At 72.2% G+C, this 21,659-nt stretch carries 15 protein-coding genes; 10 read left to right on the top strand and 5 right to left on the bottom strand.

All coding sequences use genetic code 11. The features are described from left to right. Positions 1-23 precede the first annotated feature (23 nt). Together ACIBN2_RS41340 and cimA are read left to right on the top strand one after the other, a co-directional pair. The gene (locus ACIBN2_RS41340) at positions 24-2,117 is read left to right on the top strand and encodes a hypothetical protein (RefSeq protein WP_399142610.1); all 2,094 of its coding nucleotides are present in this window, start codon (positions 24-26) and stop codon (positions 2,115-2,117) included. Between the two features lie 329 nt (positions 2,118-2,446). Continuing rightward, positions 2,447-4,051 carry a citramalate synthase gene (gene cimA / locus ACIBN2_RS41335; RefSeq protein ID WP_399142608.1) on the top strand — a complete coding sequence of 535 codons (1,605 nt, stop codon included), beginning with the start codon at positions 2,447-2,449 and terminating at the stop codon, positions 4,049-4,051. A gap of 15 nt (positions 4,052-4,066) precedes the next feature. On the opposite strand, the gene ACIBN2_RS41330 is transcribed toward cimA, so the two are convergent. Together ACIBN2_RS41330 and ACIBN2_RS41325 are read right to left on the bottom strand one after the other, a co-directional pair. After that, entirely contained in the window at positions 4,067-5,455 is a 1,389-nt protein-coding gene (locus tag ACIBN2_RS41330) for an oxidoreductase (RefSeq protein ID WP_399142606.1), read from the bottom strand. Between the two features lie 78 nt (positions 5,456-5,533). Further along, the gene (locus ACIBN2_RS41325) at positions 5,534-7,399 is read right to left on the bottom strand and encodes a ricin-type beta-trefoil lectin domain protein (RefSeq protein WP_399142604.1); all 1,866 of its coding nucleotides are present in this window, start codon (positions 7,397-7,399) and stop codon (positions 5,534-5,536) included. A 127-nt stretch (positions 7,400-7,526) separates the two neighbouring features. Between ACIBN2_RS41325 and ACIBN2_RS41320 the strand changes: the two genes are divergently transcribed. The 3 genes from ACIBN2_RS41320 to ACIBN2_RS41310 all read left to right on the top strand — a co-directional run bounded on the left by ACIBN2_RS41320 (position 7,527) and on the right by ACIBN2_RS41310 (position 12,625). Further along, positions 7,527-10,538 carry a glycoside hydrolase family 3 protein gene (locus ACIBN2_RS41320; RefSeq protein ID WP_399142602.1) on the top strand — a complete coding sequence of 1,004 codons (3,012 nt, stop codon included), beginning with the start codon at positions 7,527-7,529 and terminating at the stop codon, positions 10,536-10,538. A gap of 46 nt (positions 10,539-10,584) precedes the next feature. Next, complete coding sequence (locus ACIBN2_RS41315; RefSeq protein WP_399142600.1) at positions 10,585-11,940, top strand: hypothetical protein; 1,356 nt, start codon at positions 10,585-10,587, stop codon at positions 11,938-11,940. A gap of 88 nt (positions 11,941-12,028) precedes the next feature. Further along, the gene (locus ACIBN2_RS41310) at positions 12,029-12,625 is read left to right on the top strand and encodes a hypothetical protein (protein WP_399142598.1); all 597 of its coding nucleotides are present in this window, start codon (positions 12,029-12,031) and stop codon (positions 12,623-12,625) included. Positions 12,626-12,631: 6 nt separating this feature from the next. Here ACIBN2_RS41310 and ACIBN2_RS41305 read toward each other — a convergent pair whose 3' ends face one another. Then, the gene (locus ACIBN2_RS41305) at positions 12,632-13,291 is read right to left on the bottom strand and encodes a response regulator (protein ID WP_399142596.1); all 660 of its coding nucleotides are present in this window, start codon (positions 13,289-13,291) and stop codon (positions 12,632-12,634) included. Continuing rightward, on the bottom strand, positions 13,288-14,418 hold the full coding sequence (locus ACIBN2_RS41300; RefSeq protein ID WP_399142595.1) for a sensor histidine kinase: 1,131 nt from the start codon (positions 14,416-14,418) through the stop codon (positions 13,288-13,290). Before ACIBN2_RS41300 ends, ACIBN2_RS41305 begins: the two co-directional genes overlap by 4 nt. 160 nt (positions 14,419-14,578) lie before the next feature. Here ACIBN2_RS41300 and ACIBN2_RS41295 point away from each other — a divergent pair, with 160 nt between their 5' ends. The 4 genes from ACIBN2_RS41295 to ACIBN2_RS41280 all read left to right on the top strand — a co-directional run bounded on the left by ACIBN2_RS41295 (position 14,579) and on the right by ACIBN2_RS41280 (position 18,407). Next, a complete protein-coding gene (locus tag ACIBN2_RS41295) occupies positions 14,579-15,517 on the top strand; it encodes an ABC transporter ATP-binding protein (protein WP_399142593.1) in 939 nt (312 codons plus the stop codon). Continuing rightward, entirely contained in the window at positions 15,514-17,031 is a 1,518-nt protein-coding gene (locus tag ACIBN2_RS41290) for a hypothetical protein (RefSeq protein ID WP_399142592.1), read from the top strand. Before ACIBN2_RS41295 ends, ACIBN2_RS41290 begins: the two co-directional genes overlap by 4 nt. Beyond that, positions 17,028-17,768 carry an ABC transporter permease gene (locus ACIBN2_RS41285; protein WP_399142590.1) on the top strand — a complete coding sequence of 247 codons (741 nt, stop codon included), beginning with the start codon at positions 17,028-17,030 and terminating at the stop codon, positions 17,766-17,768. Before ACIBN2_RS41290 ends, ACIBN2_RS41285 begins: the two co-directional genes overlap by 4 nt. A 69-nt stretch (positions 17,769-17,837) precedes the next feature. Then, positions 17,838-18,407, top strand: a complete 570-nt coding sequence (locus ACIBN2_RS41280; protein WP_399142589.1) for a YdeI family protein — start codon at positions 17,838-17,840, stop codon at positions 18,405-18,407. An 86-nt stretch (positions 18,408-18,493) separates the two neighbouring features. On the opposite strand, the gene ACIBN2_RS41275 is transcribed toward ACIBN2_RS41280, so the two are convergent. Then, complete coding sequence (locus ACIBN2_RS41275) at positions 18,494-19,048, bottom strand: YceI family protein (RefSeq protein WP_399142588.1); 555 nt, start codon at positions 19,046-19,048, stop codon at positions 18,494-18,496. Between the two features lie 176 nt (positions 19,049-19,224). On the opposite strand from ACIBN2_RS41275, the gene ACIBN2_RS41270 reads away from it, so the two are divergent. After that, complete coding sequence (locus ACIBN2_RS41270) at positions 19,225-21,528, top strand: polysaccharide lyase 8 family protein (protein WP_399142587.1); 2,304 nt, start codon at positions 19,225-19,227, stop codon at positions 21,526-21,528. Positions 21,529-21,659 lie beyond the last annotated feature (131 nt).

Genomic DNA, 21,659 nt, shown 5'->3' with positions numbered 1-21,659 from the left:
CGGGGAATGCAGGGGGGGGAAGCATGTCCACAGCCGCCGCACGCGGCAGACCGGCTGCGGCATTGTCGGGGGCGGCACTGCTGCTCACGGCTCTCGCGGTCACCGCTCCGAGCGCGACCGCCGCAGCGCACGCAGCGCACGCAGCGCACGCAGCGCACGCACCGCGGGTCGAACGGGTCAGCACCGCCGCCGACGGAACCCAGGCCGACGGGCCGTCCGACGGCGCCGCGATCAGCGCCGACGGCCGCCACGTCGCCTTCACGTCCACCGCGCCCGGCTTCGGCTGCGCGCACTTCTTCCCGTGCCTGCTGGTCAAGGACGTGGCCACCGGCGGGCTCACCAGGATCGACCTCGGCGACGGCTACATGTACAGCTCACCGATGCTGAGCGCCGACGGTGGCCGGGTCGGCTACTCCGCGGGCACCCGGTTCACGGCGCCTTACCTCTACGACAGCGCCACGGGCCGATCCGAGCGGCTGTGGCCCCAGAACCCGCCGGGCTTCAACGAGTTGGGCCGTGTGGAGTCGATCAGCCCGGACGGCACGCACGTCGCGTACACCATCGGCAACCGCAACGGCTCGGAGGGCGCCCGGCTCCTGTACGTCCGCGACACGGCCACCGGCACCGACGACCTGATCTCGCCGGCCGAGGAGGGCACCAAGGGCGGCGCGTCGGTGAGCGGTGACGGCGAGCGGGTCGCCTACTCGGTCCGTACCGGCTCCGAGGACGATCCGGACGACGTCTTCGTCAAGGACCGGGCGACGGGCGAGCGCACCCAGGTCGACACAGGTCTCGGCGCCGCCTACCTGGTCCGCATCACCGCGGACGGCCGACGGGTCCTGCTGGAGGCCGACGGCGGCCTGTACGTCCGCGACCTCCGCACCGGCGAGTCCCGGCGCGTCGCCGACGGGAGGGTCTTCGCCGCCACGGCGGACGGCCGGTACGCCGTCGTTGCGGGCGAGGACGGCACACGGGTGCGGGACCTGCGGACGGGGCTGCGCGGAGCCGCGCTCACGCCCGCCGCCCAGGTCATGCCGGACGCGCTGGCCGCCAAGGGGCATGCGGTGGCGTTCAATTCGGGGGCGTCCCACCTGGTGCCGGGCGACACCAACAGGGAGCCGGACGTGTTCGTCCTCACGGACGAGCTCTCCAGGAACCCGGCCCCCATGCCGTCCGTCACCGAGCGGATCAGCATGACGCGGGACGGGCAGCAGCGCACCGGGCCGTCGTACGACCCCGTGATGGGGGAGGACAAGGTCGCCGCCTTCACCTCGCAGGGCGACGTGTTCGTGAACACGGCCGGCGGCGTCGACCAGGTCGACTCCGCCGGCCAGGACCCCGCGCACGAGGGCACGCCCTGCTACAGCGGACGCATGGTCGGCTATGTGGCACCGCACGCCTCGGACGGCGGCCCCGAGGTCTACGTCCGCAACCGCTCGGTCGGCAAGCTGACCGGCCTCGACTCCTACGAGGGCGTGCGCTTCAGCTGGATGGGGCAGCCCGTGGTCGACCCCACCTGCCAGTGGATCGCCTACGCGGCCACCCTGCCCGCCACCGAAACCGATCCGCACCCGCAGCCCCGCGTCTACCGCTTCCGGTTCAACGGCGGCACGACCGACGTGGTCAGCGCGTCCGGCGGGGCGGCGGGCAGCCCGTCGATCAGCTACGACGGGCGGTACGTCGCCTTCGAGCAGGGCGGCGGCGTCCATGTCCGCGATCTGGACACCGGAACACTGGAGACGGCCGCGGACCACGCGTCGGCGCCCTCCCTCGGTGCGGACGGCCGCACGATCGCCTTCCAGCAGGGCCGGTACGTGTACGTCCGTGATCTCGACACCGGGACCACGACCCGGGCCGTGGGCGCGCAGCCCTCGCTCTCCGGGGACGGCACGCGGCTCGCCTACACGTCCCGAGGCGCCGTATACCTGCTCGAACTCGCCACCGGAAAAAGGCAGTTGATCAGCGTCGACCGATGGGGCGGACGCAACGACCGCCCGGCCGGGCACCCCTCCGTCAACGCCGACGGCACGGTGGTCGCGTTCGAGTCGGCCTCGCCCGATCTGGTGCGGGGGGACACCAACGGGGTGTCGGACGTGTTCCTGCGGACGGCACAGTGATCAGTGCGGTGATCAGCGCAGTGTTCGCATCCTGAGACGGACGGTGAGCGCGGGGGCGAGATGTGCCAGACTTCCCCCGTGCTCTCGTTCGCCATGATTATTGGCAGCAGGCGCGCCGGTCCGCAGTGACCGCCACGTACGACCAGGTACGGGCGGACACCGTCGTCCTCGACCCGCGCGCAGACCTCTCGCACCCGCGAGGGGTTTTTCGCTTTTCTGGCCCACCTTCAGCCGGGAGTAAAGCGCGAGGGATCATTGGGGACGGTGGAGCCGGTCATTCCGGTACTGACCGAGATCCAGCGGGATCCAACAGCAGGAGCCTTGACACCATGACCGCAACCAGCGAGCTCGACGATTCGTTCCACGTTTTCGACACGACGCTGCGCGACGGCGCGCAGCGTGAGGGCATCAACCTCACCGTGGCGGACAAGCTGGCCATCGCACGGCACCTGGACGACTTCGGCGTCGGCTTCATCGAGGGCGGCTGGCCCGGCGCCAATCCGCGGGACACCGAGTTCTTCGCCCGCGCCCGGCAGGAGATCGACTTCAAGCACGCCAAGCTCGTCGCTTTCGGCGCGACCCGCCGCGCGAACGCCAAGGCGAGCGAGGACCCGCAGGTCAAGGCGCTCCTGGACTCGGGCGCCGACGTGATCACCCTGGTCGCCAAGTCGCACGACCGGCACGTGGAGCTCGCGCTGCGCACCACCCTGGACGAGAACCTGGAGATGGTCCGCGACACCGTCTCCCACCTGTGCGGGCAGGGACGGCGGGTGTTCGTCGACTGCGAGCACTTCTTCGACGGATACCGCGCCAACCCCGAGTACGCCAAGGCCGTCGTACGGGCCGCCTCGGAGGCCGGCGCCTCGGTGGTGATCCTCTGCGACACCAACGGCGGCATGCTGCCGGCGCAGATCCAGGCCGTCGTCTCGACCGTCCTCGCCGACACCGGGGCCCGGCTCGGCATCCACGCCCAGGACGACACCGGCTGCGCGGTCGCCAACACGCTCGCCGCCGTGGACGCGGGCGCCACCCATGTGCAGTGCACGGCGAACGGCTACGGCGAGCGGGTCGGCAACGCCAACCTCTTCCCGGTCGTCGCGGCCCTGGAGCTGAAGTACGGCAAGCAGGTCCTGCCCGAGGGCGCGCTGCGCGAGATGACCCGCATCTCGCACGCGATCGCCGAGGTCGTGAACCTCACGCCCTCCACGCACCAGCCGTACGTGGGCGTCTCGGCCTTCGCGCACAAGGCGGGCCTGCACGCCTCGGCCATCAAGGTCGACCCGGATCTGTACCAGCACATCGACCCCGAACTGGTCGGCAACACCATGCGGATGCTGGTCTCCGACATGGCCGGCCGCGCCTCCATCGAGCTCAAGGGCAAGGAGCTCGGCGTCGACCTCGGCGGCGACCGCGAGCTGGTCGGCCGGGTCGTGGAGCGGGTCAAGGAGCGCGAGCTCAAGGGCTACACCTACGAGGCGGCGGACGCGAGCTTCGAGCTCCTCCTCCGCGCCGAGGTGCAGGGCGCGCCGCTGCGCTACTTCGAGGTCGAGTCCTGGCGGGCCATCGTCGAGGACCGCCCCGACGGCTCCCATGCCAACGAGGCCACCGTCAAGCTCTACGCCAAGGGCGAGCGCATCGTCGCCACCGCGGAGGGCAACGGCCCGGTCAACGCCCTGGACCGCTCCCTCCGCGTCGCTCTGGAGAAGATCTACCCGCAGCTCGCCAAGCTCGAGCTCGTCGATTACAAGGTCCGCATCCTCGAAGGCGTCCACGGCACCGAGTCCACCACCCGCGTCCTGATCTCCACCTCGGACGGCACGGGCGAGTGGTCCACGGTGGGCGTCGCGGAGAACGTCATCTCGGCGTCGTGGCAGGCCCTGGAGGACGCGTACACGTACGGCCTGCTGCGGGCCGGGGTCGAGCCGGCCCGGTGACACCGGCGGTGGTCGTCAGTTCCTGCTGAGCGTCCGCGTCACACCGGCGACCACCGCCGTCGTCAGAATCCAGCCGACTCCGGTCAGCCCGTACGCGAGTGCCTGCACGCCCGCCTCGGCCCAGTGCCAGGCGTCCCGCTGCCCGAGCCCGCCGATGGGGACGAGCAGGTCGAGGGTGTACACGAAGGGGTTGAAGGGCGCGCTCTCGCCCGGCTTGTTCGGTACGGGCGTGTGCGCGTGGAAGACGAGCGAGCCGAGCACCGTGAGCAGCGCCAGCCAGATCCCGGCGAGCCACGGACGATAGCCGTACCCGACCACGCCGTCGAGCAGCCAGCCCCACACCCGCCCGGCCGGGCCCAGCGTCGACCGCCGGCACCGCTCGCGTACGAGCAGTACCCGCCGCGCCTCGTCCTCGTGCCCGGACCGGCGGTAGTACGAGGCGAGTTGCTCGTACGGCTGCGGTGCGTAGACCGGCTGGTGGCGCAGCCAGGCCAGCCGGTTCATGACGTCCTCGCGGCGCGTGCCGGCGGTCTCGCCGAGCCACTCGTACGTCAGCCCGTCGAGCCCCAGCGTCGCCGGCCAGGTCGAGGGATGATCCTGGATGCGGGCCGCGTGCCCGTTGCGCAGGTTCACACCCCCCGCCGGCCTGCGCGCGAACCGCAGGTCGAGTGCCCCGGCCTCCAGCCCCACGCACATCAACGACGAGCCGGACCCGAGGAGTTCGGCCTCGTGGAAGGTCAGCAGGTCCTCTATCCGCGCCCCGCGCAACCGCACTTTGCCGTCCGCCCGGAATCCCTCCGACAGCCGTACCGTCGACGCCTTGAGGTTGTCCCCCTGGAACGCGAACCGATCCGCCTCCCCGACGGTGATCCGCGCCCCGCGCATCCACAGCCCGCCGGGCAACTCGGCTCCGGGAAAGCCGACTTCACCCTCCGCGACGAACCCGTCCTCGCAGAACACCCCGCCCCGCATCACGAGTCCGCCGCCGTCCAGGGCCACTCGCCCCGGCGCGATCAGCCGTGCCCCGTCGAGCCGCAGCCCGCCCGCGATGTCCGTGTGCACCAGGTCCACGGCGCTGCCCGCCCCGTCGGCCTCCCCGATCGTCGACCGCCGAAGGTCGAGCCGCCCGCCGATACGGGCGGTCGAGGCCCGCACCCCCGGCAGTACGCACTCCGCCAGTTCGAACGCGAGCGTGCTCGCGCCTTCGAGCGTCACCGCCTCGTCGAACCGGCATCTCTCGAAGCGCACGGCCCGCCGTATCTCGGCCCCGTCGAGCCGCAGCGCCCCCGTGACGCGGGCCTCACGCAGCAGATACGGCCGCCCGCCCGCGCCCGCGTCGAGGATCTCCCGTACGACGCCGTCCGCGTCCACACTGCCCCCGGTGGTGCGGCCGTTCCCGCTCATCGGTCTCCTAGCGATCCGTGCACGTGGCGCACGCTCTCCTCGGGCGAGGGGTTCTGGGACCGCAGCATTCCATCTGCCCTACTGAAGCCGCCACTTCTGATTGGCGGCGCCCGTGCAGCTCCAGATCTGCGCGCGGGCGCCGTTCGCCGTGGAGTTGTCCGTCACGTCCAGGCACTTGTTCGCCGCCGTGTTCACGACGTCACCGGTGGACGAGTTGTACGACCACTGCTGGGCGCCACTGCCGTTGCAGTCGTACAACTGGACCTTCGCGCCGTCGGCGACCGAGGCCGAGGTCACGTCGAGGCACTTACCCAGGGCCCGGACCGACCCGTCGCCCTGCACGGTCCACTGCTGGGCGGAGGAGCCGTTGCAGTCGTAGAGCTGGACGGCCGTGCCGTTCGCGCTCGACGCGCCCGCCACGTCGAGGCACTTGCCGGCGAGGCCCACGAAGGAGCCGGACGAGCTGCCGCCGCCGGACTGCGTGCCCTTCCAGGTGAAGGTGGCCGAGGTCTTGCCCGGCAGGGAGTAAGTGGCGTGCTGCGAGCCCCAGTTGATGGTCACCGTCTTGGCGCTCGACGCATCGTTGTACGCGATCAGCGCCTTGGAGCCGTCGGGGTTGCGCCAGGCCACGTTCGGCACCGCCGAGGACGCCGTCGAGGCGATCCGCTGGGCGCCGGGCCGGACGAACTTCGTCAGCTGGCCCATCGTGTAGTACTCGACGGTGTAGTCAACGGTCCCGCTCGGCCCGTCCCCGTCGTGCACGGTGATCAGGCCGGTGCAGGTGCCGCAACCGCCGTTGTGCGGGCCCATGTTCTGGTCCACCGCGAGGGACCACTTGGTCACCGACTTCGCCCAGTTGCGGGTGTAGTCGATGATGTTGTTCATGTCCTCGCGCTGCTGGTTGGCGATCCAGGTGCCGCCGGAGTGTTCGGTGCCGAACGCGTCCAGGTTCGGGTACTGGTTGTGCACCGAGGTCTGCTTGCCGACGTCACCGCCGTAGCCGTGCCAGGCGATGCCACCGAAGTTGGGGTGGTTGCGGATCGCCGCGTCGTCGACGCTCTGGGCCGCGTAGGAGTCGTAGACGTCCCAGTTCCAGTCGTGCGCCAGGACCTTGGTGGACAGGCCCGCGGACTGGAGCTTCGGCAGCAGCTCGCTCCCCAGGAAGTACTGGATGCCGGAGGCGTTCCAGCTCATCGACGGGTAGCCGGAGCAGCAGGTCGGCTCGTTCTGCGGGGTGACGTAGGAGACGTTCACGCCCTGGTTCCTGTACGCCTGGAGGTACTTGACGAAGTAGTCGGCGTAGGCGCCGTAGTCCTCGGCCTTCAGCCAGCCGCCGTTGAGCGAGCCGCTGTCCTTCATCCAGGCCGGAGCCGTCCATGGCGAGGCCATGACAGTCAGAGAGGGATTCAGCTGGAGCGCCTGCTTGGTGAGCGGGACGACGTCCGCCAGGTCGTGCGCGATGGAGAAGCTGTTCAGGTTCGGGTCGCTCTGCCCGGCCGGCACGTCGTCGTAGGTGTAGCCGTAGCGCGCGAGGTCCGAGGCCCCCATCGGATTGCGCAGGAACGACAGCCCGATGCCGTCCGTCGGCGAGAACAGCTTCTTCATGGTGGCGTCGCGCGTGGCCTGCGAGAGCGCGCCGCTGGAGTTCATCAGCCAGGCCGCGGTGTCCGTGAAGGAGGCGCCGCCGCCGGTGAAGGTCTGGTACCGGGTGCCCTCGTCGACGGTGATGTTCTCGCCGCCGCCACCCGTCCCGGACTGGAAGGCGAACGGCGTCTGCGCCTGGAGCCCGCGCGTGACGTGGCGTCCGGCGGAGTCGTCGGTGGTGGTGAGCCAGGCGGTGACCTGCTCACCGGCCGCGTGTGCGGGGGGAACGGCCGCGGTGAAGCCGGCCGCCGAGAGCACGCCGGCCAGCAGCAGCCGGAGTGTGTGGGGGGTTCTTCTCATGGGGGGTGCATCCCTTCCTGACGAGACGTCTTGACGGGTCTGCGGGGCCTTAGTTAACTCACGGCGTGATCTAAGTCATGAGTGAACTGCTCGAGCCAGAGTGAACCAGAGAGTCGAGGGAAGGTCCATGCCAAGAACCGCCCTGCTCGTCTCCGCGGCCGTGGTCGCCGCACTGCTCTCGCCGACCGTGTCCCAGGCGGCCGACGATCCCGCCCCGGTCCCCGTGGACCGCTTCGAGGGCGAGGTCCCCTTCGCGTCCCAGCCCGCCGAGGGCATCTTCACCTGGGGCAGCGACTCCGACGACCCGCCCGCCCTGGAGCTGGCCGCCCGCCCGGACACCCCCGAGGGCGGGAAGGTGCTCGGCGGCAGCTACGACATCAGCGGCTACGGCGGATTCACCCACGACTTCGCCGCGGACCGGCCCGGCCACGACTGGTCCGCGCACAAGGGCATCCGGTTCTGGTGGGACGGCCAGGACAACGGCAGGAAGACCGCCTTCGAGATCAAGGACGGCGGCGCGAACGGCGAGGCCTCCGAGCTGTGGACGACCTCGTTCACCGACGACTTCACCGGCTGGAAGCAGATCGAGATCCCCTTCACCGACTTCGCCTACCGCACCGACTACCAGCCGGTCGGCGGCATCGACCACGTCCTCGGGCTGACCTCGATGTGGGGGTACGCCGTCACGCTCCCCGTCGGCGTGAAGGGTCGATTCGCCATGGACGACGTGGAGTTGTACGGCAAGGCGGACCAGTCCCTGCGCGCCTCCGTCACCACCGACGCCGCGGTCCACCCGGTGAAGGAGGGCGGCACCGCCACCGTCGGGATCACCCTCGCCACCACCGGCTCCGCCCCGGTCGACGAGCCCGTGACCGTCGCGTACGAGACGGCGGGCGGCACCGCCGAACCGGGCAAGGACTACGTACCCGTCTCCGGCACCCTCACCTTCCCCGCGGGCACGGCCTCCGGCACGACGCGGACCGTCAAGGTCCGCACCCTGAAGGACCGGTCGGCCGAGCCGGCCGAGACGATCCCGCTGAAGCTCACGGTCACCGGCGCCAAGCCGCCCGCCGAGACGCCGCAGGTCGTCGTCGACGCGCACGGACTGCCCTACCTGGAACCGAAGTTGCCCGTGAAGAAGCGCGTGGCCGACCTCCTGTCCCGGATGTCCCTGGAGGAGAAGGCCGGCCAGATGACGCAGGCCGAGCGCGGGGCCGTCGGTGAGGGCGGCGACGTCGCGGCCTACGCCCTCGGCTCGCTGCTCTCCGGCGGCGGCTCGACGCCCACGCCCAACACGCCCGCGGCCTGGGCGAAGATGATCGACGGCTTCCAGCTGCGGGCGCAGGCGACCCGGTTCCAGATCCCGCTGATCTACGGCGTGGACGCGGTGCACGGCCACAACAACCTGGTCGGCGCCACGATCATGCCGCACAACATCGGCATCGGCGCCACCCGCGACCCCGCGCTCGCCGAGCGCGCGGGCGCGGTGACCGCCTCCGAGGTCCGCGCCACCGGCGTCCCCTGGGACTTCGCCCCCTGCCTCTGCGTCTCCCGCGACGAACGCTGGGGCCGCTCCTACGAGTCCTTCGGTGAGGACCCGGCGCTGGTGAAGTCCATGGAGACGGTCATCCAGGGCCTCCAAGGGGCCGCGAACGGCAAGGACTTGAAGCGGAACGACAAGGTCCTCGCCACCGCCAAGCACTTCGTGGGCGACGGTGGCACCGCGTACGGCTCCTCCACGACCGGCACGTACACCATCGACCAGGGCGTCACCAAGGTCACCCGGCAGCAGCTGGAGGCCGTCCACCTGGCGCCGTACCAGACCGCCGTGGACCGGGGCGTCGGCACGGTCATGCCGTCGTACTCCTCGCTCGACATCCTCGGCGACGGCCGGGGTCCGGTGAAGATGCACGCCCGCGCCGACATGATCAACGGCGTGCTGAAGGGCCGTATGGGCTTCGGCGGGTTCGTCATCAGCGACTGGAACGCCATCGACCAGCTGCCCGGCGACTACCCCGCCCATGTGCGCACCGCCGTCAACGCGGGCGTCGACATGATGATGGTGCCGTACGGCTACAAGGACTTCAGTGCGACGCTGATCGACGAGGTGAAGGCCGGCCGCGTCGGCGAGAAGCGGGTCGACGACGCCGTGTCCCGCATCCTCACGCAGAAGTTCCGGCTCGGGCTCTTCGAGAAGCCGTACGCCGACACCGGCAACGCCCGGCAGATCGGCTCCGCGGCGCACCGGGCGGTCGCCCGCCAGGCGGCCGCCGAGTCGCAGGTGCTGCTGAAGAACGCGGGCGGCGTGCTGCCGCTGAAGAAGAGCCAGAAGGTCTACGTCGCCGGGTCCAACGCCGACGACATCGGCAACCAGAGCGGCGGCTGGACCGTCACCTGGCAGGGCTCGTCCGGGAACATCGTCCCCGGCACGACGATCCTTCAGGGGATGCGGAACGCCGGCGGTGACGTCACCTACTCCAAGGACGCGTCGGCGCCGACCGGCGGCTACGACGTCGGTGTGGTCGTCGTCGGCGAGACCCCGTACGCCGAGGGCGTCGGCGACGTCGGCAACGGCCACGACCTCCAGCTGTCCGCGGCCGACAAGGCGGCCGTCGACAAGGTGTGCGCGGCCATGAAGTGCGCGGTGCTGATCGTCTCCGGACGGCCGCAGCTCATCGGCGACCGGCTCGGCGCCGTCGACGCCCTGGTGGCCTCCTGGCTGCCGGGCACCGAGGGCGACGGAGTGGCCGACGTCCTCTACGGCAGGCGGCCCTTCACCGGTCAGCTCCCGGTCACCTGGCCGAAGTCCGAGGCCCAGCTGCCGATCAACGTCGGCGACGCGTCCTACGACCCGCAGTTCCCGTACGGCTGGGGCCTGACGACGCTGACCAAGGCGCCGGGCGGCGGCGCGATCACGCTGAGGGCGCTCGCCGTGGCCGCCGCGGTCGCCGAGAAGGCCGGGGCCGACGAGGCGGGCCGCGCGCTCGTCACCAAGGCGCGGCTGATCGTCCAGGAGAAGGTGGGCCAGGACATGACGACGGCGGTCGCGAAGCCCTTCGCCGACGCGGACCACCTCTCGCTCACCGGAAGGTACGGGTCCGCCGTACTGCGCCTGGAGGATGCCTACAGGGCGGCCTGAGCTGCATGAATAACAGGGTTTGGGAGGCTTCGGGTAACTTCGACACATGAAGGCCGTTCTGCGGACCCGAAGCCTCCTGGCCCTGTTGCCGGCCCTGGCGCTGGTCTTCCTGACCGTCGCCCTGGCCGCACCGCGCGCGCAGGCCGGCACCGGCATCTCGACGATCGCCGAGTCTCTGCGCAAGAGCCCGGTCTACGTCGATCCGGCCGCCTCCGCCCAGCTCTCCAGCGGTGACGCCGACGCCCTGGCCAAGAAGATCAAGGACCACGGCAAACCCCTGTTCGTCGTGGTCCTGCCGGCCGGCTACCCGACGGGGCGCCTCTTCCCGGACCTGCGCACCGCGACCGGCGTCACCGGTCTGTACGCGATCCGCCTGGGCGACCGCTTCGACGCCAAGGCCGACTCCTCGGTCCTGCCGCGCACGGCCGTGCAGAACCTGGTCACCAGCGTGCGGGGCGAGCAGGACGCGAAGACCCAGCTCACCGACTTCACGGACCGGGCCCTGGCCAACATGGGTGGCTCGGCCCCGTCGAGCTGGGGCTCGTCCTCCTCGTCCGGCGGCGGGGTGTCGCCCACCGCGCTGGTCGCCGTGGGCGCGGTTCTCGTGGCCGGCGGGGCGGGCGCGTACACCCTCGTACGACGCAACCGGCGCCGCCACGAGGAGGAGCAGCAGGCGGCCCTGGAGCGGCTCCGCGTCGTCGTCGACGAGGACATCACCGCCTTCGGCGAGGAGCTGGACCGCCTCGAGTTCCACCCGGCCGAGGCGGGCGCCGACGACGCCATGCGCGCGGACTACCAACGCGCCCTGGACGCCTACGAGCAGGCGAAGTCGGCCATGGCGGCCGCGCGCAGACCCGAGGACGTGCGTGCCGTGACCGAGGCCCTGGAGGACGGCCGCTTCTGTCTCGCCCAGCTCGCCGCCCGCCGCGAGGGCCGCCCGCTGCCCGAGCGCCGGCCGCCCTGCTTCTTCGACCCGCGCCACGGACCGTCCGTCGCCGACGCCACCTGGACACCCCCGGGCGGCGCCCCGCGCGAGGTCCCCGTCTGCGCGGCCGACGCCACCCGCCTCGCCGACGGCCGCGACCCCGTCGTCCGCGAGGTCGACACCGACCGGGGCCGCCGCCCCTACTGGGACGCGGGCCCGGCCTACGGCCCCTGGGCGGGCGGCTACTTCGGCGGTGGCCTCCTGCCCGGCCTCCTGGTCGGCACCGTCCTGGGCGGCATGATGGCCACCCCCTCCTACGCGGCCGACTACGGCGCCGGATACGGCGATTTCGGCGGCGGCTACGACGGCGGCGACGTCTCCGGCGCGGACTTCGACCCAGGCGACTTCGGCGGCGGCTTCGGCGACGGCGGGGGAGGGGACTTCGGGGGCGGCGGGGACTTCGGCGGCGGGTTCTGAACGGCCCCGGCGTACGGCCGACTGATGGCCTGAAAAGGGGCCGATCGACCGATATCAATCGACTTGCCCAGGCTCATACGCTCCCGTCATGGCGAGTCCACCCGAGGGGGACGGCCGGAGCACCGTGGAGATCCTCGGAGACGAACGTCCCCTGATCCGAGAGCGCTGGCAGGCGCTGTCGCGCCGTGCGCGCGTCACGGCCGCCGCCACGACGTGCGTGCTCGTGCTCGGTGGGGTGCTCGCCTACGCCGCCGCAAACCACCACCCGCCTCCGCCGCCCGACCCGGGCGACGCCACCACCGCCCGGATCACGGACGTGGAGATGCCGCACCGCACCAGCCCGGACTTCGACATCACCTTCCGCCTCGCCGCCACGTCCCGCGTCACCTACGTGGGCCTGGCCGAGGGCTACGGCAACATCTTCGTCCACGAACGCCCGGGCCCCGGTGCCGTACTCCGCCCCGGCCACGCCCGCACCCTCCACGCCCGGGTCGACGTCTACTGCGCGAGCCCGCACATACGCCGGGACACCCCCCTGCTGTACGAGACCCCGGACCCCCACCCCGACATGCCCCTCCTCTTCGCGATCGTCAGCAACGCCAAAGGCAGGGGCGTGACCCCGATCGTCCCGACGGCATCGCAGTTCGACAGCATCAGCCGTGCGGTGCAGGAGGTGTGCGCCTGACGCGCGTCAGCCCGTCCGCGGCACCACCAGCCCCGTCTCGTACGCCATCACGACCGCCTGCGTGCGGTCGCGGAGGCCCAGTTTGGAGAGGATGCGGCTGACGTGGGTCTTCACGGTCTGCTCGCCCAGGTGCAGGCGGGCGGCGAGTTCCGGGTTGGAGAGGCCCTCGGCGAGCAGGCGCAGGACGTCCGTCTCGCGGGGGGTGAGGACGTCGAGCGTGCCCCGGGCGGGGGCCTTCGGGCGCAGCCGGGCGAACTCCGCGATCAGGCGGCGGGTGATGCCGGGCGCGAGCAGGGCCTCGCCGGCGGCGACCACCCGGACCGCGTCGAAGAGCCGCTCCGCGGTCACGTCCTTGAGCAGGAACCCGCTGGCCCCGGCGGTCAGGGCGTCGTAGACGTGCTCGTCGAGGTCGAAGGTGGTGAGCACCAGGACGCGCGGCGCGTCCGGGTCCCGGTGCAGCCGGGCGGTCGCCCGGATGCCGTCCATGACCGGCATGCGCACGTCCATGAGGACGACGTCGGGCGCCTGCTCCCGGCAGACGCGCACCGCCTCGGCACCGTCGCGGGCCGTGCCGACGACCGTGAAGTCGGCCTGGGTGGCGAGGAGTCCGGCGTATCCGGCGCGGACCACCTCGTGGTCGTCGGCGACGACGATGCGGATGCTCATGCCAGGGCCTCCGCCCGCACCGGCAGCCGCACCTCGACCAGGAACCCGCCGCCGGGCGCCGGCCCGGTGCGCAGCGTGCCGCCCACGGTCGCCACCCGCTCGCGCATGCCGAGGAGTCCGTGACCGGGGGAGCCGGCGGCCGCGGGACCGGGCCCGTTGTCGCGGACGCGGACGGCCAGGTCGGCGTCGCCGTAGCGGAGTTCCACGTCCACGGCCGCCCCCGGCGCATGCCGCCGCGCGTTCGTCAGCGCCTCCTGGACGATCCGGTACGCGGTGACCTCGATCCCCGGGTCGAGCGCCGCGACCGGCCCGCTCACGATCAGCCGCGTCGTCGAACCGGCCGCCTCCCGCGCCTCGTCGAGCAGCTCCATCAGCTGGCCGAGCCCCGGCTGGGGCCTGCGCCGGGTGCCCGTGCCGTCCGTGCCCTGCCCGTCCTCCCGCAGCACGCCCAGCAGCCGGCGCATCTCCGTCAGGGCGGTGCGCGCGGTGTCCCCGATGGCCAGGAAGCGGGCGGCGCCCTCGGGCGGCAGGCCGGACGTGGTCAGCCGCGCGTTCTCCGCCTGCACGGCGATCATCGAGATGTGGTGCGCCACGACGTCGTGCAACTCCCGTGCGATACGCGCCCGTTCACCCCGCGCCGCATGCTCCAGCAGCGTGTCCGCGAACGCCCGCTCGGTCGCGCTGTGCGCCAGCGCGGTGCTGCGCGCATGATGCGCGACGCCTGTCGCCGCGGCGGCGGACGCGAGCGTGGCCAGCAGCACGGCGACGATCCGGGTGGCGTCCTCGGTACCGAGCAGCGCGACGATCACGTACGGCACGACGAGCAGCCCGCCGAGCCGCGGCCGGCCACCACGGGTGAGGACGTAGACGCAGGTCAGCTGGGCGACGACCCCTCCGGCCGTGAGGGCGCGGAACGGGACGAGCGCGAGCACGCACGCGGCGCTCAGCGCGAGGGCCGTGCCGGCCCGGCCGATCCCTTCGCTGCGCAGCACGAAGGCGAGCGGAAGCGTCGTGGCGAGGGTGAGCAGCAGGACGGCGGCGAGGTTGCCGTGCGGGCCCGCGCCCCGCACCAGGGTCTCCCCGGCGGCCACGATGGCGAGGGCGCAGCCGACCGTCACCGCAGGCACGCCCTCCCCGGCCCTGAGCCACCTCCGCGCGGCGGCCGCAACCGATCTCTCCTCACCCACCCCGTCATTGTGCCCACCCCCTCCACGCCCGGCGTCCCCCGCGGGAGGGACCTCCCCGGTGTGACGACACCCCGCACGGCCGCCCCTAGCCTCCCTCTTCATGAGTGACGCAACGATCGAAGTCCTGGGCCTGCGCAAGCGGTTCGGCCGGACCCTCGCGGTCGACGGCCTCTCGTTCAGGGTCGAGCCCGGCACGGTCACCGGCTTCGTGGGACCCAACGGCGCCGGCAAGTCCACCACCATGCGGGCCCTGCTCGGCCTGGACGCCCCCGACGAGGGCGCCGCCCTCATCGGCGGCCACCCGTACCACGCCCTGCGCACCCCGCTCCTGGAGGTCGGCGCCCTGCTCGACGCCGCAGCCCTGCACCCCGCCCGCCGCGGCCGCGACCATCTGCGCTGGCTGGCGCACTCCCACGGGCTGTCCGCCGCCCGCGTGGACGAGGTGCTGGAGCAGGTCGGAATGGAGACGGCGGCCCGCCGCAGGGCCGGCGGCTACTCCCTCGGCATGCGCCAGCGCCTCGGCATCGCGGCCGCGCTCCTCGGCGACCCACCGGTCCTGCTCCTCGACGAGCCCGTCAACGGCCTCGACCCCGAGGGCATCCAGTGGATGCGGGGCCTGCTGCGCAGGCTCGCCGCCGAGGGCCGCGCCCTCCTCGTCTCCAGCCATCTGATGAGCGAACTGGAGGACACAGCCGACCACTTGGTGGTCATCGGCCGGGGCCGCCTGATCGCCGACACGGCCGTCTCCGACCTGCTGGCCGCCGCCTCCGGCGACCGGGTCCGGCTGCGCACCGACGCCCGTACCGAGGCGATGGAGCTCCTCGCCCGCGCGGGCGCCACCGTCGCCGTCACCGACCGCGACACCCTCACCGTCACCGGCCTGCCCGCCCGCCGGATCGTGGAGCTGCTGAACGGGGCCGACGTCCCCTTCGCCGAAGTGGGCGCCCACCGGGCGACTCTGGAGGAGGCGTACATGGAACTGACGCGGGACGCAGCCGAGTTCACGGCGCCCACCGGCACCGACGAGGTGGCCTCATGACGACGACCCTCACCCCGTACCGCTCCCGGCTCCACCCGGCGAGGGCGGGCTTCGGGCGGCTGCTGCACGCGGAGTGGACCAAGTTCCGCACGGTGCGTGTCTGGCTGATCGTGCTGGCCGTGGCGTCCGTCGTCATCGTCGTGTTCTCCCAGCTCGCCGCGAGCGGCTCCAGCATCGGCGGTGACCGCGAGACCGTTCTCGGCCCGGACGGCACGGCGGTCGTCGACAGCTTCCGCTTCGCCCACCGACCGCTGACCGGCGACGGCAGCGTCACCGTCCGCGTCGCGGCGCTGAAGAGCGCCGACGGCAAGGCGATCGAGCCCTGGGCGAAGGCCGGCGTGATCGTCAAGTCGAGCCTGAAGGAAGGCGCCGCGTACGCGGCGGTGCTGACCACTCCCGCCCACGGCGTCCGTATGCAGTGGGACTTCACGCACGACAGGGCGGGTTCGGACAACGCCTCGCGCTGGCTCCGCCTGACGAGGAAGGGCGACCACCTCACCGGCTACGACTCGGCCGACGGCCGCACCTGGTCGAAGATCGGGGACGTACGGCTGCCGGGTCTGCCCCGGACCGTCCAGGCCGGCGCGTTCACGAGCACCCCCGCCCACCAGGTCGTGCACCGCGCCTTCGGCGGCACCAGCGAGAGGTACGGCGGCGGCGAGGTCACCGCGACCTACGACCACCTCACCCTCGACGGCACCTCGGCCACCGGCCGCTGGGCGAGCACGGACGTGGGCGGCCCGAGGCCGAACGGCCCGGCACCCGCGAACGACCGGCCCGGCACCACCGACGTCAGCGCGGCCGGCACCTACACGCTCACCGGGCATGGGGACATCGCCCCGGAGGAGAACCGCCCCGACATGGTCCAGATGAGCTTCCAGGGGGTCTTCGTGGGGGTCCTGTTCATGGTCGCCCTGGGCGCGCTCTTCGTGACGAGCGAATACAAACGCGGCATGATCCGCACGACGTTCACGGCGGCACCGGCCCGGCTGAAGGTGCTGGCCGCGAAGACGACGGTGATCGCCGCCGTCACCTTCACGGCCGGTCTCCTGGCCACCGCCGTCGGCTTCACGCTGGCCCAGAAGGAACTGCGCGCCAACGGCTTCCGGCCGCCCGAGTTCCCGGACCTCTCCGTCCTGGACCACCCGGCCCTGCGGGCGGTGGTCGGCAGCGCGGTCCTGCTGTCCCTGGTGGCGGTCCTGGCCCTGGGCGTGGGAGTGGCGCTGCGCAGCACCGCGGGCGCCATCGCGACCGTCGTGGTGCTGGTCATCCTCCCGCAGATCCTGTCCTTCGCCTTCCCGCTCCCGGCCGCGCAGTGGCTGCTGCGCGTGACACCGGCTGCGGGGTTCGCGGTCCAGCAGGGGCTGACGTACTACCCGCAGGTCGAGCACAACTGCCTCCCGGAGAGCGGCTGTTACCCCCTGTCCCCGTGGCCGGGCCTCGCCGTCCTCGCGGCCTACGCCGTGGCCGCCCTGCTGCTCGCGGCCTGGCGGCTGCGCCGGAGGGACGCATGAGGTGGCTGCACGCGGAGTGGACCAAGCTCCGTACTCTGCCCAGCACCTGGTGGCTGCTGGCGACGACCGTGGTCCTCACCGTGGCGGTGGGCGCGGCGGCGGCCTCCTCCCTGACGACGGAGGTCTGCCCGACCCCGGAGGCGTGCCACGAGGACGCGGTGAAGCTGAGCCTGTCCGGGGTGTGGCTCGGCCAGGCGACCTGCCTGGTCCTCGGCGCCCTGTCGATGGGTGCGGAGTACGGCACGGGCACCGTCCGCACGACGCTCACGGCGATGCCGGTGCGCTGGCGGGTCCTGACCGCGAAGGCGGCGGCACTGTCCCTGCTCACGGCGGCGACGGCGGCGGTGGCGATCCCGCTCTCGCTGTGGACGGCGAGCCTGATCCTCCCGCTGCACGGCCCCACCCTCCGCGCGACGGCGGGCTCGATCCTCATCCTCACCCTCGTGGCCCTGCTGGGCCTGGCCCTGGCCACCCTTTTCCGGGACACCGCGGCCGGCATCACCTCGGGCCTCGCCCTCCTCTACGTCGTCCCGCTCATGGCCGACATCCTGGCCTCCCCCACCTGGCAGCACCGCCTCCAGCGCTGGACCCCCATGCCCGCGGCCCTCTCCGTCCAGGCGACCATCAACCTCGACCGCCTCCCGATCGCCCCCTGGCCGGGGCTGGGCGTACTGGCTGCCTACGCGGCGGGGCTGCTGATGGCCGGGGGAGTGGTGTTCAGGCTCCGCGACGCGTGACGAGCCCCCGGGCAGCGGGCCCGCGGAAGTAGGACAGGAACCGGCCTACCTGCGGCCTACGGTCTCCCCATGCCTCTTCCCGACACGGCGGCGGCCCGGCCCTTCGCCTCGGCCGCCGATCTGGACGCCTGGCTCGCCGCCCACCCCGCACCGCACCCCGGCCTCTGGGTGAAGGTGGCCAAGAAGGGCTCGGGCTTGGCCTCCGTCGACTGGGCCGAGGTCAACGACGTCGCCCTGTGCCACGGCTGGATCACCGGTCAGCGCAAGGCACTTGACGCCACGCACTACCTCCAGAAGATCACCCCGCGCCGGCCGGGCAGCCTCTGGTCGATGGTCAACGTGCGCCGGGTGGCCGAGCTGACCACCGCCGGCCGTATGCGTCCCGCGGGCCAGGCGGAGGTGACCGCCGCCCAGGCGGACGGGCGCTGGGCGGCGGCGTACGCCTCACAGCGGGAGGCCCGGGTCCCCGCGGACCTGGCGGCGGCCCTGGAGCAGAACCCGCGGGCGGCGGCGGCCTTCGGCGCGCTGGGCCGCACCGACCGCTACCAGGTGATCTTCGGCCTCCTCACGGCCCGCACGGCGCGGGGCCGCGCGGCCCGTCTGGCGGCCGCCCTCGCCCGGCTCGGCCGTCCGGAGTGAGAATCGGAACGACCGAGCGCCCGCCCCCCGGCAGAGGGGACGGGCGCTCTCGGACGCAGGTGCTGTGAAGGCTCAGCCCTGCCGTATCAGGCGTTCTTGATCGCCGAGATGTCGAAGTTCAGCTTGATCTTGTCGGAGACCAGCACGCCGCCCGTCTCCAGCGCGGCGTTCCAGGTCAGGCCCCACTCGGACCGGAGGATCTCCGCCTTGCCCTCGAAGCCGACGCGCTCGTTGCCGAAGGGGTCCTTCGCGGCGCCGTTGAACTCGAGGTCGATGCTGAGCGGCCTGGTGGTGCCGAGGATCTCCAGGTCGCCGGTGATCCGGTAGTCGTCGCCGCCGAGGGACTCCGCCTTGGTGGAGCGGAAGGTCATGGTCGGGAACTCGTCGGTCTTGAAGAAGTCGGCACTCTTCAGGTGGCCGTCGCGGTCGGCGGACCCGGTGTCGATGCTCTCCATCTTGACGTCGATGGACGCCGCGGACGCCGTCGGGTCGCCGCCGTCCAGGTGCAGCGAGCCGCTGAAGTCGAGGAACTTGCCCTTGACGTTGGTGACCATGGCGTGGCGGACGGTGAAGCCGATCGTCGAGTGGGCGGCGTCGATCGTGTAGTCGCCGGTCAGTGCGGTCAGCTCGGGGGTCGCCATGACGTACTCCTTCGGTTGATGTTGAATCTTGAACTAATCAACGAGAACGACCGTAGACCTATTCCCTTCAAGTTTCAACATCATCCGAAGGGTGTCGACGAGGGTTCGCGGAGTGTTGGCGAAAGGCTCCCGTGGTGGTAGATGCCCAGGGCATGAACCCTGATCGCAGAGGCTCCATGAGGCCCACCCGCAGAGCCGTGTTACTCGCGGCCGCGCTCGTCGCCGCGGCCGCTCCCGCCGCGCGCTCCGCCACCCCGGACCCCTACGGCACCCTCCGCCGCCGCTGGCTCGACATCGCCCTCGGCGCCGGCTACGACGCCACGGCGGAGCCCTATGCCTCCCGCCTCGCGCAGACCGGCGAACTGGCCCGCGCCGTCCAGGCGACCATGGCCCCCACCCCCGACTCCCTCTGGCCCGGCTACCCCTACGACCCGCCCGCCGGCATCACCCAGAGCTACAGCCGCCTGTGGACGATGACCCAGGCCTACGTCCAGCAGGGCACCGGCTCGACCGGCGACCCGGCGCTCCTCGCGGACGTCCTGCGCGGCCTCGACCACCTCTCCGCCACGGTCTACAACCCCTCCACCACCCGCTACGGCAACTGGTGGGAGTGGCAGATCGGCAGCCCCCGCCTGCTGATGGACATCGTCGCCGCCCTCCGCGACCGGCTCACCGACGCGCAGGTGGACGCGGCCTGCGCCGCCGTGGACCACTTCGTCCCCGACTCGATGCTCACCGACTACTCCGGCACCTCCACCGGCGCCAACCGCGTCGACCTGTGCCGCTCGGTCGCCCTTCGTGGCATCCTGGGGGCCGCGGACGCCAAGATCGCCCTCGCCAGGGACGCCCTGTCGCCGGTCTTCCCGTACGTCACCAAGGGGGACGGGCTCTACGCGGACGGCTCGTTCGTGCAGCACACCTGGGTCGCGTACTCGGGGACGTACGGACAGGTCATGCTCGACGGACTCGGGCGCCTCTTCACGCTCCTCGCGGGGTCCGCCTGGGAGGTGACCGACCCGAACCGGCAGATCGTCCTCGACAGCGTGGAGCACGCCTACGCGCCGCTGATCCACGACGGGTTGGTGATGGACTGCGTCAACGGCCGTGCCATAAGCCGGGGTTACCTCAAGAGCGACGACCTGCACGTCATGCGCAGCGACCACTTCCACGGCCAGGGCATCATCGCCGCGATCGCGCTCCTGGCCGGCGGGGCGACCGGCGGCGAACGCGAGCGCTGGCAGTCGTACGTCAAGGGCTGGATCGCACGGGACACGGTGACACCGATCCTGACGGCCCCTCAGTTCGGGGCCGCCGATTTGGCACGGCTGCACGCGGTCGCGGACGCGCCGGTCCCGGCCGCCCCCGAGCCCCTCGGTCACCGGCTCTTCCCGGCGATGGACCGCGCCGTGCACCGCGGCCCGGCCTTCACGGCGAGCATCGCGATGTGCAGCGACCGCATCACGTACTACGAGTGCGGCAACGGCGAGAACCCGCGCGGCTGGCACACCGGCGCGGGGATGCTGTCCTGGTGGCCGGCCGGCCGCAGCGACGAGTACACGGACTGGTACTGGCCCACCGTCGACTGGTACCGGCTGCCCGGCACCACCGTCTCCACCAGGCGCCTGGCCGACGAGGCGGGCGGCGAGTGGGGTGCGCCCAAGCCGGACGTGCGCTGGGTGGGCGGCACGACGGACGGCGTGTACGCGGCCGTCGGCCAGCATCTGAAGGGCCTCGGCTCGACGCTCCAGGCCCGCAAGTCGTGGTTCTGCGTGGAGGACGCGGTGATCTGCCTCGGCGCGGGCATCACCGCCACCGACGGCGTCCCGGTCGAGACCGTCGTCGACAACCGCAACCTGGGGGAGGGCGGCACCCAGGAGTTCGTACGCGGCCACGGCTGGGCGTACCTGGAGGACCACGGCGGCTGGCTGGTCCCGGGCGGCGGCCTGCACGCCCTGCGCGAGGACCGTACGGGCGCCTGGTCCGACATCAACACCACCAGTACGCCGGAGCGGGCCACCCGCCGCTGGCAGACCCTCTGGCTCGACCACGGCACGGACCCGGTGGACGCCTCCTACGTCTACGTCCTCATGCCCGGCGCCTCCCGGCGGGCCGTCGCCGCCCGCGCCGCCGACCGCCACTGGCTGTCGGTGCTCGCCAACGACGGCACCCGCCAGGCCGTGCGCGTCCCCTCCCTCGGCCTCACGGCCGCCAACTTCTGGCAGGGCGGCACGGCGGGCCCGCTGACCGCCTCCGCGGCGGCGAGCGTGCTGCTCCGCGACCGGGGCCGCACCGCTACCCTCTGCGTGAGCGAGCCGCCCCGAACGGGCGTACCGCTGGAGATCACCTGGGACCGTCCGGTCCGCTCGGTGGTCCGGGCCGACGAGACCGTGGAGGTGCTGTCCACCGGCCGTCGGCTGCGGCTCCGGATTACCCCAGGCGTGTCATGTGACACCCACCGATGTGAGGTGACTCTCGGCTGACGGCTTTGTGTGACCCCTACAAGCCGGACGCCCTCTGAGCAGTCGGAATGCCTGCATGCCGGCGAGGTTCTGTTCAGGGGTACCAGGAAAACGGGCCGGAGACTGTACGGAGTCGACGGCTCGCATTCCTG

Source organism: Streptomyces sp. NPDC050534 (genome assembly GCF_044457745.1).
Taxonomy (GTDB): domain Bacteria; phylum Actinomycetota; class Actinomycetes; order Streptomycetales; family Streptomycetaceae; genus Streptomyces.
Note: the sequence above shows the minus strand (reverse complement) of the source record. Positions and strands in the feature narration are given on the sequence as shown.

What these genes read in the sequence shown, in the direction of transcription:
- ACIBN2_RS41340 (WP_399142610.1), top strand. Translation starts at nt 24, where the DNA reads ATGTCCACAGCCGCCGCACGCGGCAGACCGGCTGCGGCATTGTCGGGG.
- cimA (WP_399142608.1), top strand. Translation starts at nt 2,447, where the DNA reads ATGACCGCAACCAGCGAGCTCGACGATTCGTTCCACGTTTTCGACACG.
- ACIBN2_RS41330 (WP_399142606.1), bottom strand. Translation starts at nt 5,455, where the DNA reads ATGAGCGGGAACGGCCGCACCACCGGGGGCAGTGTGGACGCGGACGGC.
- ACIBN2_RS41325 (WP_399142604.1), bottom strand. Translation starts at nt 7,399, where the DNA reads ATGAGAAGAACCCCCCACACACTCCGGCTGCTGCTGGCCGGCGTGCTC.
- ACIBN2_RS41320 (WP_399142602.1), top strand. Translation starts at nt 7,527, where the DNA reads ATGCCAAGAACCGCCCTGCTCGTCTCCGCGGCCGTGGTCGCCGCACTG.
- ACIBN2_RS41315 (WP_399142600.1), top strand. Translation starts at nt 10,585, where the DNA reads ATGAAGGCCGTTCTGCGGACCCGAAGCCTCCTGGCCCTGTTGCCGGCC.
- ACIBN2_RS41310 (WP_399142598.1), top strand. Translation starts at nt 12,029, where the DNA reads ATGGCGAGTCCACCCGAGGGGGACGGCCGGAGCACCGTGGAGATCCTC.
- ACIBN2_RS41305 (WP_399142596.1), bottom strand. Translation starts at nt 13,291, where the DNA reads ATGAGCATCCGCATCGTCGTCGCCGACGACCACGAGGTGGTCCGCGCC.
- ACIBN2_RS41295 (WP_399142593.1), top strand. Translation starts at nt 14,579, where the DNA reads ATGAGTGACGCAACGATCGAAGTCCTGGGCCTGCGCAAGCGGTTCGGC.
- ACIBN2_RS41290 (WP_399142592.1), top strand. Translation starts at nt 15,514, where the DNA reads ATGACGACGACCCTCACCCCGTACCGCTCCCGGCTCCACCCGGCGAGG.
- ACIBN2_RS41285 (WP_399142590.1), top strand. Translation starts at nt 17,028, where the DNA reads ATGAGGTGGCTGCACGCGGAGTGGACCAAGCTCCGTACTCTGCCCAGC.
- ACIBN2_RS41280 (WP_399142589.1), top strand. Translation starts at nt 17,838, where the DNA reads ATGCCTCTTCCCGACACGGCGGCGGCCCGGCCCTTCGCCTCGGCCGCC.
- ACIBN2_RS41275 (WP_399142588.1), bottom strand. Translation starts at nt 19,048, where the DNA reads ATGGCGACCCCCGAGCTGACCGCACTGACCGGCGACTACACGATCGAC.
- ACIBN2_RS41270 (WP_399142587.1), top strand. Translation starts at nt 19,225, where the DNA reads ATGAGGCCCACCCGCAGAGCCGTGTTACTCGCGGCCGCGCTCGTCGCC.